The sequence below is a fragment of the Micromonospora sp. NPDC007230 genome, from assembly GCF_042869115.1.
Taxonomy (GTDB): Bacteria; Actinomycetota; Actinomycetes; order Mycobacteriales; family Micromonosporaceae; genus Micromonospora.
Genome location: NZ_JBIAFE010000024.1, coordinates 1 through 16,064, shown reverse-complemented (window position 1 = coordinate 16,064; position 16,064 = coordinate 1). Strand labels below are relative to the sequence as shown.

14 protein-coding genes are annotated in these 16,064 nt (G+C 74.4%); 12 read left to right on the top strand and 2 right to left on the bottom strand.

Annotated features, from left to right (window positions below):
* Positions 1-292: 292 nt before the first annotated feature.
* Positions 293-820, top strand: a complete 528-nt coding sequence (locus tag ACFYML_RS27880) for a hypothetical protein (protein ID WP_387423450.1) — start codon at positions 293-295, stop codon at positions 818-820.
* A gap of 56 nt (positions 821-876) precedes the next feature.
* Here ACFYML_RS27880 and ACFYML_RS27875 read toward each other — a convergent pair whose 3' ends face one another.
* Positions 877-2,340: an MFS transporter gene (locus ACFYML_RS27875; protein ID WP_387423449.1), complete on the bottom strand. Its 1,464-nt coding sequence runs from the start codon at positions 2,338-2,340 to the stop codon at positions 877-879.
* 348 nt (positions 2,341-2,688) lie between these two features.
* On the opposite strand from ACFYML_RS27875, the gene ACFYML_RS27870 reads away from it, so the two are divergent.
* The gene (locus ACFYML_RS27870) at positions 2,689-3,282 is read left to right on the top strand and encodes a helix-turn-helix domain-containing protein (protein WP_357435266.1); all 594 of its coding nucleotides are present in this window, start codon (positions 2,689-2,691) and stop codon (positions 3,280-3,282) included.
* Between the two features lie 166 nt (positions 3,283-3,448).
* Here the strand turns inward: ACFYML_RS27870 and ACFYML_RS27865 are convergent, their stop codons facing one another.
* Positions 3,449-4,876, bottom strand: coding sequence for an alkaline phosphatase PhoX (locus tag ACFYML_RS27865; protein ID WP_387423448.1), 1,428 nt, complete (start codon positions 4,874-4,876; stop codon positions 3,449-3,451).
* Positions 4,877-5,068: 192 nt separating this feature from the next.
* Here ACFYML_RS27865 and ACFYML_RS27860 point away from each other — a divergent pair, with 192 nt between their 5' ends.
* From ACFYML_RS27860 to ACFYML_RS27815, 10 genes are all read left to right on the top strand, one after another.
* Entirely contained in the window at positions 5,069-7,726 is a 2,658-nt protein-coding gene (locus ACFYML_RS27860) for an FtsK/SpoIIIE domain-containing protein (RefSeq protein WP_387423447.1), read from the top strand.
* A gap of 147 nt (positions 7,727-7,873) precedes the next feature.
* Positions 7,874-8,776, top strand: coding sequence for a hypothetical protein (locus ACFYML_RS27855; protein ID WP_387423446.1), 903 nt, complete (start codon positions 7,874-7,876; stop codon positions 8,774-8,776).
* A 190-nt stretch (positions 8,777-8,966) separates the two neighbouring features.
* Positions 8,967-9,230, top strand: a complete 264-nt coding sequence (locus tag ACFYML_RS27850) for a DUF6244 family protein (RefSeq protein ID WP_387423445.1) — start codon at positions 8,967-8,969, stop codon at positions 9,228-9,230.
* Positions 9,231-9,237: 7 nt separating this feature from the next.
* Positions 9,238-9,684 (top strand): hypothetical protein, encoded by a 447-nt coding sequence (locus tag ACFYML_RS27845; RefSeq protein ID WP_387423444.1) that lies wholly within the window; start codon positions 9,238-9,240, stop codon positions 9,682-9,684.
* A 239-nt stretch (positions 9,685-9,923) separates the two neighbouring features.
* Positions 9,924-10,721, top strand: a complete 798-nt coding sequence (locus ACFYML_RS27840) for a lipase family alpha/beta hydrolase (protein ID WP_387423443.1) — start codon at positions 9,924-9,926, stop codon at positions 10,719-10,721.
* 260 nt (positions 10,722-10,981) lie between these two features.
* Positions 10,982-11,347, top strand: coding sequence for a YciI family protein (locus ACFYML_RS27835; RefSeq protein ID WP_387423442.1), 366 nt, complete (start codon positions 10,982-10,984; stop codon positions 11,345-11,347).
* A gap of 240 nt (positions 11,348-11,587) precedes the next feature.
* Entirely contained in the window at positions 11,588-13,036 is a 1,449-nt protein-coding gene (gene pyk, locus ACFYML_RS27830) for a pyruvate kinase (protein ID WP_387423441.1), read from the top strand.
* Between the two features lie 225 nt (positions 13,037-13,261).
* A complete protein-coding gene (locus ACFYML_RS27825; RefSeq protein ID WP_387423440.1) occupies positions 13,262-14,146 on the top strand; it encodes an acyl-CoA thioesterase in 885 nt (294 codons plus the stop codon).
* Between the two features lie 71 nt (positions 14,147-14,217).
* Positions 14,218-14,688 carry an Rrf2 family transcriptional regulator gene (locus ACFYML_RS27820; protein ID WP_357435281.1) on the top strand — a complete coding sequence of 157 codons (471 nt, stop codon included), beginning with the start codon at positions 14,218-14,220 and terminating at the stop codon, positions 14,686-14,688.
* Between the two features lie 205 nt (positions 14,689-14,893).
* Positions 14,894-15,868 (top strand): sulfite exporter TauE/SafE family protein, encoded by a 975-nt coding sequence (locus tag ACFYML_RS27815; protein WP_387423439.1) that lies wholly within the window; start codon positions 14,894-14,896, stop codon positions 15,866-15,868.
* Positions 15,869-16,064: the final 196 nt, after the last annotated feature.

Below are 16,064 nucleotides of genomic sequence, written 5' to 3'. Positions count from 1 at the left end.
CTGGTGCAGGACCCGACGCCGACCGGCGTGGGTGGCGCGATCCGGCCGGCGCGGCAGATGGGTCCGGACCCGCTACGAACCTGATGGCGTCAATGATTCACCGGCGCATCAAGATCCCGCTCGATCCAGGAAGTAGTGGCCTCCCGGGGCGCGGTAGGCCACTACTTCCTCGATCGAGCGCGACCACGGCCACGGCGGCGGCTGGCGGCGCGCGATGGACGTGAGCGAGGTCATGCGCGTACGACGGGTGCGAAGGGTCCGGCAGCACGAAGATCGTCACTACGCTGCCGGTATGGACGTCGAGGAACGCCTGCGGCGGATCCGCCGGTGGCTGTGGGTCGTGGTGGTGGGGCTGTTTCTCAGCGGGGTGACCGCATTCCCGCTGGAGTTCGAGGTGCGGTGGCTGCTCCGGGTGCTGGACCCGCTCGCCGGCCAGTTCCCGGCGCTGGTGGCCTGGATCGAGCGGGTCCACACCGGCCTCGTCGAGACCGGTGACCGCTACCCGTTCATGCTGTACGGCACCGACTGGCTCGCCTTCGCCCACCTGGTGCTCGCGGTGGCGTTCTGGGGGCCGCTGCGGGACCCGGTCCGCAACGTCTGGGTGGTCCAGCTCGGCATGATCGCCTGCGTCGGGATCGTGCCGCTGGCGCTGATCTGCGGTCCGGTGCGGGACATCCCGTGGTTCTGGACGCTGGTCGACCTCTCCTTCGCGGTCGGCGCGTTCCCGCCGCTCTGGTTCGCGTACCGGCACATCCGGGCGGTCGAGGCCGCCACCGACCCGGTGGCTGCGCCGCGAATCTCCACCGCCGGAACGCGCTGACCACGGGTCGGTGGCCGGCGCGCGGCTGAGTCGGTGCTGTCAGCTCCGGAGTCGGATCAGCGTCCTGCCGTCGCGAGTTCGCCGGCCAGCTCCGGCCCGGCGGTCCCCGGCGACAGCGCCGCGCGCCGTTCACGCATCGCCGGCCGGCCGGACGGAACGATCAGCGCGGCCATCGCGGCGGCCAGCGCGATCCCGGTGAGCACCAGGAACCCCAGGGTGAACCCGGCCTCGCGCGGCAGCCCGCTCGCCTGCGGGTGGGCGGTGATCACGCCGCTCACCACCGCGGCACCGATCGCGCCGCCGATGGTGCGGATGTTGGCGTTCATGCCGGTGGCCACCCCGGTCTGCCCGGGCGGCACGCTGGCCACGATCAGGTTGGCCATCGAGGCGAACGCCAGCCCGATGCCCAGGCCGACCAGTCCCCCGGCCACACCGATCTCCCAGCGGGTGTCGTGGGCGACGGTCAGCATCGCCGAGGCGAGCACGTTGCACACGGCGCCGGTCGCCAACTGCGCCTTGGCGCTGAACCGGGCCTGCAGCCGGCCGGCGGCGAGGCCGGCGACGAACATGGCGACCAGCATCGGCAGCATCAGCAGCCCGGCCTGGGTGACGCTGGCGCCGAAGCCGTATCCGGCGCTGGTCGGGATCTGCACGAACTGCGGCAGGAAGGCGTAGACGGCGAACATCGAAGCGCCGTAGAGCAGGGCGACCAGGTTGGTCGTCCAGACCCCGGGCAGGCGCATCATCCGCAGGTCGATCAGCGGGTTCGCCGAGCGGGCCTCGGCCACCAGCCAGGCGACCAGGAGCAGGCCGGCGAGCATCAGCAGGCCGGTCACCCGACCGGAGGTCCAGCCCCAGGCGGCGCCCTTGCTGATCGGCAGCAGCAGCGCCACCAGCCAGCCGGAGAGCAGCAGGGTGGCCGCCCAGTTGATCCGGCCGGGCGTGCGGACCGGCGATTCCGGCACGAACCGGTGCGCGGCGAGCGCGGTGAGCCCGACGACGACCAGCGGGATCCAGAACAGCCAGCGGTAGCCCAGGGTGGCGACGATCGGACCGGCCAGGACGACGCCGAGGCCGCCACCGGCGGCGACGATCGCCGAGATCGCCGCGACGGCGGAGCCGACCCGCGCGGCGGGGAACTCGTCGCGGATGATGCCGAACGACAGCGGGAAGACCGCGCCTCCGACGCCCTGGACCACCCGGGCGACGATGAGCACGCCGATGCTGGGCGCGACGGCCGCCAGCAGGCAGCCGAGGGCGAGCGCGGCGAGGGAGACGACCAGCATTCGCTCCTTGCCGACCATGTCGCCGACCCGGCCGAGGATCGGGGTGAAGATCGACGCGGAGAGCAGGTAGGCGGTCAGCACCCAGGTCACGGTGTTCTGGGAGGTGTGCAGGTCGTGCTGGATGGTGGGCAGCACCGGGGTGATCAGCGACTGGAGCATCGCGAAGAAGCCGGTGCCGGCCGCGAGGACGAGGAAGGTCAACCGACGCGAGCCGCGTCGGATGGTTTCGGTCACGGAGGGAACTCCCGTTCGCGTACGAAAGAAAGGTCTGCCGGGGGCGACGGTCGCCTCGCCCGGGGTGTGCGGTCGACGTGACCGCGGGCCGCTCGCGCGGATCGGGGGACGGCTCGCGCACGGGCGCGGCCGGGTTGATCTGCCGCGGTGGCGGCCGGGACTGCCGGTGCTCAGCCGAATGCGGGCATGGTGGGACCTCCTGGGTCCGGTGTCTGGATGGCCGATCGCGCCAGGTGGGATCGGCCCGAAAGCCGGAGTAAGCTATCCGGAGGCATGGCTCCGGTCAGTTCCGGAGGGGTGCCTCCACTAACCTAGCGGAGGGCTGCCTCCGGTTGCAAGGCAGGAGAGGTGACGCCCGTCATGGCCAGCGGCGACCAGCTGGGAGAGGTCCTTGCGCGGCGCCCGAAACGAGCGGATGCCCGGCGCAACTACGACGCGTTGATCGCCGCCGCGCGGGAGGTCTTCGGGGAGTGCGGTGCGGGCGCCTCGCTGGAGGAGATCGCCCGGCGGGCCGGGGTCGGAATCGGGACGCTCTACCGGAACTTCCCCAACCGGCGTGACCTGTTCGAGGCGGTCTACGTCGAGGAGGTGGGGGCGCTCAGCCGGTCCGCCGCCGACCTGGCGGATCTCCCGCCGTGGGATGCCCTGGTCGCCTGGCTCAACCGGTTCGTCGCCTACGTCGGCACCAAGCGGGCTCTCGCCGAGGAACTGGTGCACGACTCCGAGGTGTTCCGCAGCTGCCGCACCGAGATCTACGCCGCGGGCGAGCCGTTGCTGCGCCGCGCCCAGGAGGCCGGGGTGGCCCGGCCGGACGCCAGCTTCGACGACGTGGTGCGGCTGATCAGCGGAATCACGGCGTACCAGTTCCCCGAGCCGGCCCAGCGCGACCGGGTGCTGGCCATCGCCCTGGACGGCCTGCGCCACCCGGCTGCGCGCCCTTGACGCCCGGGTAGGTCCGCGCGCCGGGTCCGGTCGCGTCGAGCGCAGCCGGTGGGCCGGGTCGACGGTGCCAGGTCGGCAGCCGCCGAGGCCAGCACCGGACGACTGGGGTGGTCCTGCCAAGCCGGCGGCCGGCGGCCCCTCGGGAACCGCCGGCCGCCGCAGGTGCTCAGGAGTGGTCAGCCGCCAGGTCGGCGTTGCTCGGCCGGCCCCACGGGCCGGTGATCGCGAAGACGTAGCCGGGGGACTGGATGTTGGCGAACAGGATCTTCCCGTCCGCGCTGAACGTCGGCCCGGTGAACTCGCTGTCGTTGAGCTCGTTGCGGGCCAGCGGGTACGCCTTGCCCTGCTCGGTCACCCCGACCAGGTGCGACAGGCCCTCGCCGTCCTCGGCCAGGATCACCCCGCCGTACGGCGACACGGTGATGTTGTCCGGGCCGTCGTAGTTGCCGGCCTCCTCGTCCGGGTTCTGGTTCACCCCGAAGATGGTCTTCAGCGTGACGGTCTCGGTCCGCGGGTCGTAGAACCACACCTGGCCGTCGTGCTCGTTGACGCTGCCGTCGGAGTGCCGGGCGAAGCTGGCCACGAAGTAGGCGCCACCGTCGGCCCACCAGGCGCCCTCCAGCTTGCGGCTGCGGGTCACCTGCTCGTCGGTGAACTGCTTGCGCACCGAGACGGTCTTCGCGTCCCGGTCCGGCACGTCCACCCACTCCACCTTGTACCGGGTGCCCGGCGTGGTCGCCTCGGACAGGTCGGCGACGTGCTGGCTGCCCCGGAAGCACTGCATCGCCTGGAGGCTGCCGGCGGTGTCCCCGTCGGGACGCTGCGCCAGCGCGCGCAGCGCGCCCTTGCCGCCCCGGAAGCCGGCCGGCGGCGTCCAGCGGAAGTAAAGCCCGTTCGGCCCGCCGGCGTCCTCGGTCAGGTAGATCGCGTGAGTGTACGGGTCGACCGCCACCGCCTCGTGCGCGTACCGGCCGAGGAACTTCAGCGGCACCGGGTCCAGGTTGGCGGACCGGTCGTGCGGGTCGACCTCGAAGGTGTACCCGTGGTCCTTCAGGTACCGCCCGCCGGCCTTCTGCTCGGTCTCCTCGCAGGTCAGCCAGGTGCCCCACGGGGTGATGCCGCCGGCGCAGTTGTTGTGCGTCCCGGCCACGCTGACGTACTCGCGCAGCCGCCGGCCCTGGGCGTCCACCTCGATGGTGGTGGTGCCGCCGCGGGCACCGGGGTCGTAGGTGAGGCCGGCCAGCGCGGGCACCGGGAAGGGCTCGCTGCCGCCGATCTCGTGGTTGTTGACCAGCACCGAGCCCTCACGGCCGAGGAAGCAGCCGGTGCCGTCGGCGTCGCTCGGGGTCGGCTGCCCGGACTCCAGCAGGGTCACGCCGGCCTGCGCCACGATGGTGTACGAGAAGCCGGGCGGCAGGGCCAGCAGGCCGGCCGGGTCCGGAACGAGTTCGCCGTAGCCGACCGCCGGGCGGGCCGCGGCGCGCGCCGCCGCCGGTCCCGCGATGACGTCCAGGTTACCGGCCACCACGATGCCCAGGGCGCCAGCGGCACCGCCGCGCAGCATGGACCGGCGGGAAATGGGGGAGGAGCTCACGTCGTCGCCTTCCTGTTCACGATGCTTCCGTCAGCAGGCAAACGGTGGCCGGGGAACGCCGCCGACGCGGCCGGGATCCGCGAGGTGAACAGTAGACAAATCCTGAAAACGCGTCACGTACTGTGCCGGCTCGGCGCGCTTCCGTTAGGGTTCCCTCGATCGGGACCGCGACGGCGTCGGAGGGACGGGACGGTGGGCAGGCTCGCGACGGCGTACGGGCAGGCGGTTGCCTTCCACCGGCGGGCCGTACGGCGCTGGGAGGCCGCGCGACAGGCGCTCGCCGCCGCCGGGCCGGTCGCCCCCGGCAGCCCCGAGCTGGTCGCCCGGCTGGCCCGGCTCGGCGCCGAGCTGGCCGCCGCCGCACCGGGCACCGCCCGCCCGGTCACGACCCCGGTGCCGGTCCGCATCGGCGAGGCGACCACCCTGGACGGTCGCTTCCCGGTGCTGGTGCCGCTGGCCGGCGGCACGCACCTCGCGGTCGACACCGACGCCCGCGATCCCCGGGTCGGTGAGCTGCTGCGGGCCGCGGTGGTGCGGCTGCTCGCGGCCGCGCCGGCCGGCACGGTCCGGGTCGCCGGCATCGACCCCGCCGCGTTCGGCGCCGCGTTCCTGCCGCTGCGCCCGCTGCTGGACGCCGGGGTGCTCGGCCCCGCCGCGACCACCGCCGCCGAGGTGGCCGCCCTGCTCGACGAGGCCGAACGGCACGCCCGCAGCGCCCAGCAGGCGGCCCGGGACGACCAGGAGCTGCTGCTGGTGGTCGCCGCGTCCGCCCCGCCACCCCGCGAGCTGGCCCGGCTCGCCGCGCTCACCCACGCCGGTCCGGCCGGGGCGGTCTGCGTGCTGCTCGCCGGCTACCCCGCCGCCGGTCCCGGCGACCCGCCACCGCCGCTCGGCGCCACCACCCAGCTACGGCTCAACGACCGGTACGCGCTGGTCGGCGACCCGCCGGGGGAGCCGTTCAGCGCCGACGGCAGCGGCCTGACCGCCCCGGTGGTGCTCGACGGCGACCCGGCGCACGCCACCGTCACCGGGCTGGCCCGGCAGCTCGCCGCGGCCACCCGCCGGGCCGAGGCGGTGACCTTCGCCGACCTGCTCCCGGCCCGGCGCTGGGCCGAGTCGTCCGCCACCGGGCTGCGTACCGTGCTCGGCCGGTCGGTTCGACAACTCCCGCTCGGCCCGGCTGACGCCGCGCCGCTACGGCTTCAGTTCGGCCCGGCTGACGCCGCGTCACGACCTGCAGCCGTCGGCCAGCCGGTCACGGTCGCCTTCGACGACGCCACCCCGCACTGGCTGGTCGGCGGGCGGACCGGCGCGGGCAAGACGGTGTTCCTGCTCGACGTGCTCTACGGCCTGGCCGCCCGGTACGCCCCGACCGAGCTCCAGCTCCTCCTGCTCGACTTCAAGGAGGGCGTCAGCTTCACCGAGTTCGTCCCCACCGAGCGCGACCCGTCCTGGCTGCCGCACGCCCGCGCGGTCGGCATCGAGTCCGACCGCGAGTACGGCGTCGCCGTGCTGCGCGAGCTGCGCGAGGAGTTGACCCGCCGGGCGGACCTGCTCAAGCGCCACGGCGTCACCAAGCTCGCCGACCTGCCGGCCGAGCACCGGCCACCCCGGATCGTCACCGTGGTCGACGAGTTCCACGTGCTGTTCGCCGGCAACGACGCCCTCGCCCGGCAGGCCGTCGACCTGCTGGAGGAGTTGGCCCGCAAGGGTCGCTCGTACGGCCTGCACCTGGTGCTGGCCAGCCAGAGCACCACCGGCATCGAGGCCCTGTACGGCCGGGCCGAGGCCATCTTCGGCCAGTTCCCGCTGCGGGTGGCGCTCCCCGGCGGGAGCGGAGTGCTCGACCCGCTCAACGACGCCGCGCAGACGCTGCGGGTGGGGACGGCCGTGGTCAACACCGCCGGGGGCGCGGCCGGCGCGAACACCGAGGTCCGCTTCCCCGACGCGCACGCCGCCGGGGCCGACCTGGCCACCCTCCGGCACGAGCTGTTCCAGGCCCGGCCGGCGGGCGCGCGCCCGCCCACCGTCTTCCGCGGGTACGAGACGCCGCGACTGGCCGCCGACCCCACCTGGGCCGCGCTGCGGCCGGGCACCGAGCCGCCGCTCGCGCTGGTCGGCCGGACGGTGGACGTGGCCGGCAGCACGGCAGCCTTCCGCCTGGACGCCAGCCCCGGCCGGCACCTCGCCGTGGTCGGCACCGCCTCGGCCGGGGTGGACGTGCTCCGCTCGGCCACCCTCAGCCTGGCCCGGCAGCAGGCCCCCGGCACGGCCCGCTTCCTGCTCGCCCCCCTGGCGCCCGGCACCACCGATGCCGCCGACGACCTGGCGATGACCCTGGCCGCCGCCGGGCATCCGGTCCGCCGCCTCGACGCGGCGGCACTGCGCGCCCAACTCGCCGAGCCGGCCGCCGGACCCGGAGGTGAGCGACCGGGCGGCCCGTCCGGCGCCCCGGCTGGCTCGGGGGATGGTACGGCCGGGCGCACCTACCTCGTGCTGTTCGGGGTGGACGCCGCCTCCGGCGTGCTCGCCGCCACCGACCCGGCCACCTTCCGCTCCGGGCACGACGACCTGCGGGCCGTGCTCCGCCAGGGGCCGGCGCACGGGGTGCACCTGCTCGGCTGGTGGCGCGGGCTGCGCCGGCTCGGCGAGGACCTCGGCGGTACGCAGAACCGCGACGACCTGGCCTGCCTGGTCGCGCTGAACGTGCCCGGCGCTGACCTCGGCCTGCATCTGGGCTGGCACGACCTCGGCTATGTCCCGCGTGACGGGCGGGCCCTGCTGGTGGACCGGCACGACCAGCGGACCACCCTGATCGTGCCCTTCGTCGGTGACGGAGGCGACACGTGAGCGAGCGAACCATTTGGCTCGGTAGCGTGGCGCCTCGCGCCGCCGCGGTGCGGAGCGGGGCGGCGGTGTGAGAGAGCGAAGCGAGCGAACCATTTGGCTCAGTAGCGTGGCGCCTCGCGCCGCCGCGGAGCGGAGCGAGGCGGCGGCGTGAGCGGATTCGAGGAGTACGCGGCCCTGGCCCGGGAGCTGTCCGCGCGGCAGCGCGGCGAGGAGCAGGCCGTCGCCGCCGAGGCGGAACGCCGCCGGTCCCTGCACACCGCCGTCGACCAACTCGGCCAGCGGCTCGCCGCCCAGGGGCAGCGCCTCGACCAGCTCGGCCGGGCCGCCGGACTGCCGGCGTCGCCGCCGGCGGACCCGGCGGACCGGGTCCCGTCACAGGGCGGACCGGCGATCCCGGCTGGGCCGGCACCGGCCTGGTCGACGTCGACCGGTGTGTCGAGTCTGGCCGGACCCGGGTCCGGCACGGGGCCGGGGGCCGTACCGCCGCCGGCGGGTGCACCGCGCCTGGCGGGGGCACCCGGACCTGCGCCCGGAACCGGGGCGGTGGCGACCGGCGGCGCAGCCGCCGCGCCGGGGCGGCCGGGCGTCGGGGCGTACCCGGAAAATGCGGTGCCCGCCCCCTCGGCGGAGGCGGATCCGGCGGCGGAGCTGGCCGCGGCCCGGCAACTGGCCGACGAGGCCGACCGGTACGGGCAGCAGGCCGAGGCGATCGCGCACCGGCCCGCGCTGCTGCCGGCCTGGTCGTCGCCGGCCCGGGCCGTCGCGGTCTACGCGGCGTGCGCGCTGGCCGGCTCGGTGCTGATGCTGGTCGCGCTGGTGGGCTCGCAGATCCCGGCCACCGGGCTCGATCTGGTGGCCGCCGCCTCGTGCGCGGGCGTGCCGCTGCTGTCGTTCCTCGCCGGGCAACTGGTGCTTGCCCGCTGGGGTCGGCCGCCGGTCAGCTCCGGCCCCCCACCGTCGCGGTACGTCCCGCTCGGCTTCGTGATCTGTGCGCTGTTCTCGCCGTCGCTGTTCTGCGTCTACCTCCTGGTGTTCCGCCTGATGCGCTGACCATGCGGGATCCCGGCCGGCCGAGTATCCGTGATCGGATGGTCGCGGGGCGTGCCGTGATCTCGTAGGCTCCTCAGTGGCCGGTGCCGGTGTAGGTGCCGTGGTGCGGTCGGGGCGACGCGGCGGGACGGGGAGGGCGCGTGAGCGAGCGGAGCGAGCGAACCATTCAGTTCAGCAGCGAGGCGGTGGCGTGAGCGCAGCGCAGATCATCGCCAGGCTGGCGGCGGCGGCGCAGAAGCTGGACGAGGCGAAGGCCAAGACGGCGGCTGCGGCCCAGGACGCGGCCGAGGCGCGCGCGCTGGTGGCCGGCGCGCTGGAGGGCGTGGCGGCGGGACCGTTGCTCGGCGTGGTCGACGCCTATCGGCAGGCCCTGGCCCAGGCCGCCCAGGGCGGCGAGCCCGCCCGGCAGCATGTCCAGGAGACCATCGCCAAGGTCCAGGCGCTGGGAAGCTGAGCCCGGGATGAGCGATCGGGACGGGTCCGTCGCCCGCGACGGCGGTGAGCTGGACGGCTTCCACGTCGGTCACGTGCCGGCCGGCGTCGGCACCGAGGTGTCGGACTTCGCCAGCGAGTGGGACGAGGTCAGCTTCGCCACGCGGGTCTGGGAGCGCCAGGTCGCGGAGGGCTTCCGGGTCGACCTGCGGGTGCACGTGCTCCGGGGAGAGCGGCTCATCGACCTCACCGCGTTGCACGATTTCCTCGCCGACTACCACGAGCGCGATCCCGGCGGCGGGGAGTGGGCCGAGTTCGCGCACCCCGACGGCCCCGGCCTGATCGGCGTGGGGGAGGCGTTCTGGCTGGTCGAGCCGGGCGTCGCGGTCGACGTGCTGGCCGACCCGGAGCGGTGCGACCGGGCCGGGCTGGCGGCGACCGCTCGCGCGATCACCCGCGCGGCCGCCTCGGCGTGAGCGCTGCCGTCGGTTCGGCGGCCCGGGACCGGTGCGGGCGGTCCGGCGCGTCCCGCCACTCCATAGAGGACAGTTGCCCGGTACGCCGGTTTGTGCGTCTCGCGGAACAACGGGTTACCGGCGCGTAACTTTCCATTGACGTATGTGAAATCTGCCACGCATCATCGTTCCCACGATCGATCGGATTCCCTCATCCGTCCCTCCCGGTTCCCCGGGTGCCTCCCACCGGAGGTGCAGCCATGCTGCTCCGAAAGATCCTGGTCGCCATCACCACCGTCGCGGCCCTGCTGCTGCCCGCCACCGCCGCCCAGGCGGCCGCGGCGGGTTCCGGCACCCCCGCCGGCGCCACCGAGACCGTCGGCCGCACCGCCGCGGCCACCGGCAACCCGGTCATCGTCGTCGGGGGCCTGATCGGGGTCTCCATCGCGTACGAGCCGATCGCCGCCCGGCTGCGCGCCGACGGCTACCGGGTCTCCATCTACCAGCTTCCCGACCTCGGCTTCGGCGACATCCGGGAATCCGCCCGCGCGCTCTCGTCCTACGTGGACCAGGTCCGCGCCGCCACCGGGGCGGCCAAGGTGGACCTGGTCACCCACTCCGAGGGCGGCCTGGTCTCCCGCTGGTACGTGAAGTTCCTCGGCGGCGTCGACAAGGTCGGCCGCTACGTCAGCCTGGGCACCCCCCAGCAGGGCACCTACGTCGCGAACATCGTGAAGTTCCTCGGCCTGGGCAGCTGCGCCGGCATCGTCGCCTGCCAGCAGATGTCGGTCGGCTCGGGTCTGCTCGCCGACCTCAACGGCGGTGACGACACCCCGGGCGCGGTCCGCTGGACCACGATCCGGACCTGGCAGGACGAGCTGGTGATCCCGGTCGACAACGCCACCCTCGCCGACGGCGCGACCAACGTGCTGATCCAGTCGTCGTGCCCGCTGCGAGTGGTCGGCCACCTCGGTCTCGTCCTCGACGGCACGGCCTACAGCATCGTCCGGCAGGCGCTCGCCGGCGCCGCCATCCACCCGAACTGCTTCGCCATCTGATCCGAGCACCCGGCGGGCGGCCGAATGCGCCCGCCGGTCCGGCCGTGGAGCACGCCAGCGGCCGTCGCCCGGTCCCGCCGGCGGCGGGGCGTCGACCGGGTACGGCGTGCCGTCGAGGCCGGCCAGGAACTCGTTGTCGCCGGGACGAACGGCGCGGCGGGTCGGGAACCCGGCGGCGCCCCGGGCAGTTGGGTCGAGCGACCACGGCGGCCGTCCGAGCCGTGCGACGCTGGGCCGAGGCGTACGTCTGGAGGTGCGACATGACCGGAACGCCGCAGGTCGACTTCGCGCTCGACACGTACGAGTGCATCGTGCTCTACCCGGGGCCGTCCGGCCGGGCCCTGCCCGAGGAGACGGTGCAGCGGTTGCAGGCCGAGCACCAGGAGCACATGCAGGCGCTGCTCCGGCGGGGCATCATCCTGATCGACGGCTCGGTGGACGGTCCGGCCCGCGAGCCGGACCCGCCGATCGGCTTCGGCCTGGCGCGCACCGGCTCGGTGGACGACGTGCGTACCGTCATGGAGGCCGACCCGGCGGTGCAGGCCGGGCTCTACCGGGTGGATGTGCTGACCTTCCTCTGCCCGGCCGGCTCGCTGGAGTTCCCGCTGGCCGAGGCGCAGCGCTGAGCGCGGTGGGGCAACGGTCGACGCCGCCTCGACCGGCGCTCGCGGGTGGGCCGGGAGCGCCCCGACGGGAACTGGTGGCGGGGGGTACGATTTCCGCCGCGCGGTCGCCGATGCCCGCCACCCACGACGTTCCGGCCGCGGTTCCGCTCCGCCCGCCGCGCGGGGATGGCCCGTCGTTGGACAATTCCGCACTCTGAAAGGGGTCGGCCGGCAGGTCGACCCGGAGGAGAGACTAGCCTGATGGGCGTGACACGCCGCGCGAAGATCGTCTGCACCCTCGGCCCCGCCACCTCGTCCCCGGAGCGCATTCGGGGCCTGGTCGAGGCGGGCATGAACGTGGCGAGGCTCAACTTCAGCCACGGCAGTCACGCGGACCACGAGGCGGTCTGCCGGCTGGTCCGCGAGGCGGCCGAGGCTTCGGGGCGCCCGGTGGCGGTCCTCGCGGACCTGCAGGGCCCGAAGATCCGGCTCGGCCGGTTCGCCGACGGCCCGCACGAGTGGCGCACCGGCGACTCGGTGGTGATCACCGGTGACGACATCCTCGGCACCAAGGACCGGGTCTCCTGCACCTACCGCAAGCTGCCCCAGGAGGTGAAGCCGGGCGACCGGCTGCTGATCGACGACGGCCGCGTCGCGGTCGAGGTCAGCGACGTCACCGGCAACGACATCCGCTGCCTGGTCACCGAGGGCGGCGCGGTCTCCAACAACAAGGGTGTCTCGCTGCCGAACGTGGCGGTCAGCGTCCCGGCCCTGTCGGAGAAGGACGCCGAGGACCTGCGGTTCGCCCTCGGCCTGGGCGTCGACCTGATCGCGCTCTCCTTCGTGCGCTCGCCGGAGGACATCAAGCTGGTGCACGCGATCATGGCCGAGGAGGGCGTGCAGCGCCCGGTCCTGGCCAAGGTCGAGAAGCCCGAGGCGGTCGACCACCTGGAGGCGATCGTGCTCGCCTTCGACGGGGTCATGGTCGCCCGCGGCGACCTCGGCGTCGAGCTGCCGCTGGACCAGGTGCCGCTGGTGCAGAAGCGCGCCGTGCAGCTCTGCCGGGAGAACGCCAAGCCGGTCATCGTGGCCACCCAGATGCTCGACTCCATGATCGAGAATTCGCGGCCGACCCGCGCCGAGGCCTCCGACGTGGCCAACGCGGTGCTCGACGGCGCGGACGCCGTGATGCTCTCCGGCGAGACCAGCGTCGGCAAGTACCCGGTGCTCACGGTCAGCACCATGGCCAAGATCATCTCCACCACCGAGTCCGGCTCGATCGGCGTGCCGCGGCTGCAGCACGACCCGCGTACCCACGGCGGCGCCCTCACCGTCGGCGCGTCCTCCATCGCCCGGGCCATCGGCGCCAAGGCGCTGGTCGCCTTCTCGCAGACCGGCGACACCGTCCGGCGGCTCAGCCGGCTGCACTGCGACCTGCCGCTGCTCGCCTTCACCCCGGTGCCCGAGGTGCGCAACCAGCTCGCCCTCTCCTGGGGCGTGGAGACCTTCCTGATGCCGTTCGTCGCGCACACCGACGACATGTTCCGCCAGGTCGACCAGGCGCTGCTCGGCCTCAACCGGGCCAACCCCGGCGATCACGTGGTGATCGTGGCGGGTAGCCCGCCCGGCACCCCCGGCTCCACCAACACCCTGCGGGTGCACCAGCTCGGCTCGCTGGTCGACGCCGCCTCGGCCCGAGCGCTGCAGTGAGCGAGCGGGGCGCCCGAGCTATCCGGCTCGCAGGCGAGGTGACCCCGTGAGCGCGAGGAGTGAGCCGGTCTTGCGAGCCCCGCAGTCGCGAACGAAGAGCGGCACGGTGAGCGCGAGGAGTGAGCCGGTTTTGCGAGCCCCGCAGTCGCGAACGAAGAGCGGCACCGTGAGCGCGAGGAGTGAGCCGGTTTTGCGAGCCCCGCAGTCGCGAACTGAGGTGGCCCCGTGAGCGCGCAGCCGGTGGCGACCGGCCAGGCCGCGGTCGACCAGCTCCTCGAGGTCCTCGACCTGGACAAGATCGGCGAGATGACCTTCCGGGGGATCAGCCCGCCGGTCGGCCCGCAGCGGGTGTACGGCGGCCAGGTCGCCGGCCAGGCCCTGGTGGCCGCCGGACGCACCGTCGACCCGGAGCGCTTCGTGCACTCCCTGCACGGCTACTTCGTCCGTCCCGGTGACCCGGCCGAGCCGATCGAATACCGGGTCGAGGACATCCGGGACGGCCGGTCCTTCTCGGTCCGGCGCTCGGTCGCGCTGCAGCACGACAAGCCGATCTTCTTCATGTCGGCCTCGTTCCAGCGGCAGGAGGAGGGGCTGGACCACCACGCGCCGGCCCCGCCGGACGTGCCCGGGCCGGACGAGATCCCGACCATGACCGACCGGCTCGCCCGCTACCCGGAGCGGCTCGGCATCTGGGGTCAGATCCCGCGCCCGATCGACGTCCGCTACGTCGGCGAGCCCGGCTGGGTACGCCCCGGCGACCGCCCCGCCGAGCCGCACCAGCGGGTGTGGATGCGCATCGACGGCAAGCTGCCCGACGACCCGCTGCTGCACGCCTGCGCCCTCACATACGCCTCCGACCTGACCCTGCTCGACTCGGTGCTGTCCGTGCACGGCGAGGTGTGGGGGCCCGGGGGAGTGGTGGGCGCGAGCCTCGACCACGCGCTCTGGTTCCACCGGCGGTTCCGCGCCGACGAGTGGTTCCTCTACGACTGCTGGAGCCCGTCCGCCTCGGGTGCCCGCGGGCTGGCCACCGGCCGGATGTTCACCACCGACGGCCGGCACATCGCCAGCGCGGTGCAGGAGGGCTTGCTGCGCCGCGAGGGCGCCTGACCGGGCCACCGTGCCCGCTCGGGCGAGGGCCGGCAATCCGGCTGGCTGACCAGCCGACTAATCTTGCCGGCATGCGTCTCTCCGCCCGGGTCGACTACGCCCTCCGCGCGGCCGCCGAGCTGGCCTCGGTCGCCGACGGGACGGCCACCGGACGGAGCCGCCCGGTGACCGCCGAGCAGATCGCCCGCGCCCAGGACATCCCGCCGAAGTTCCTGGAGAGCATCCTGCTCCAGCTGCGCCGGGGCGGGATCGTGCACGCCCAGCGGGGGCCCGAGGGCGGCTACTGGCTGGCCCGGCCGGCGGCGGAGATCTCCCTCGCCGAGGTGATCCGGGTGATCGACGGTCCGCTCGCCCACATCCGCGGTCAGCGACCCGAGGATCTCGGCTACCAGGGAGCGGCCCGGGCGTTGCAGGACGTCTGGATCGCCTTGCGGGCCAGTGAGCGGCAGATCCTGGAGCAGGTCTCCCTCGCCGACGTGGCCAGTGGTGCACTGCCCGGCCGGGTCAACGAGCTCGCCGCCGACCCGAGCGCCTGGAGCTGACCGACCCGGCCGTCCGCCGGCCCGCCCCTCAGCCCGTGACCGGGCTGCCCGCGCTCCGCCCGCCGGTCCCGCCCGGCCGGCTGACCCGCGCCCATTCCGCGCCGTCCGGCGCGTCCCACTAACTGGATGGGGGACTTGACCGGAGCGGTCGCGTACCGCATTGTCGACCAAGTCGATAGGAGATGCCGAAAAGTCGGAGGACCTCATGCGCAAGCTGCTGATCCTCGCCCTGGTCGGGCTCGCCGCGCAGCTGGTCGACGGCGCGCTCGGCATGGCGTACGGGCTGACCTCCTCCACCCTGCTGCTGTTCGCCGGGGTGGCGCCGGCCGCCGCGTCCGCCTCGGTGCACCTGGCGGAGATCGGCACCACGGTCGCCGCCGGCGTGGCGCACTGGCGGTTCGGCAACGTCGACTGGCGGGTGGTCGCCCGGATCGCGGTACCCGGCGCGATCGGCGCGTTCGTCGGCGCCACCTTCCTCAGCTCGATCTCCACCGAGGCCGCCGCCCCGTGGATGGCCGCGATCCTGTTCACCCTGGGCGCGTACCTGCTGGTGCGCTTCTCCCGACCGCTGCGCGCCAACCGGACCGCCGGCCGGCTGCGGGGGCGGTTCCTGAGCCCGCTCGGCCTGGTCGCCGGCTTCATCGACGCCACCGGCGGCGGGGGCTGGGGCCCGGTCGCCACGCCCGCGCTGCTCGTCTCCGGCCGGATGGAGCCGCGCAAGGTCATCGGTTCGGTCGACACCGCCGAGTTCATGGTCGCCGGCGCGGCCAGTGTCGGGTTCCTGATCGGCCTCGGCTCCGAGGGCTTCCTGCTGCCCACCGTGGCCGCCCTGCTGATCGGTGGCCTGGTCGCGGCGCCGATCGCCGCCTGGCTGGTCCGCATCGTTCCCGCCCAGCTGCTGGGCGCGACGATCGGCGGCGTGATCGTGCTGACCAACGCCCGGGCGCTCCTGCGCGCCGGTGAGCTGGCCGGCCCGATCCCGTTCCTGGTCTACGCGGTGCTCGGCGCCGGCTGGCTGGTCGCGCTGGCGCTGGCCGTGCGGGCGCTGCGTCGCACCCGCCGCGCCCAGGCGGTCGCCGAGGCCGCCGTCGCCGTGCCGGTCGCCGGCGCCCCGGTGGGCCAGGCCGACGCCGCGCCGCCCGAGGAGCCCCGGCGGCTCGCCGCCGCCGTCGAGGGCTGATCCGGGGTACGCCGCCAGCTGCGGTTGCTCGGTGGGCGCCGGGCTGGGGTGATCGGCGCGGCTGTTCGGTGGTTGCTGCTGTGGGCTGGTTGCTCTTGTGAGGTGGTTGCTGTTGGGGGCTGGGGGGGGGGGGGGGGGGGGCGCGGGGGGGGGCGGGGGGGGGGGCGCCCCCCCCCGCGGCCCCCCCCCCCCCCCC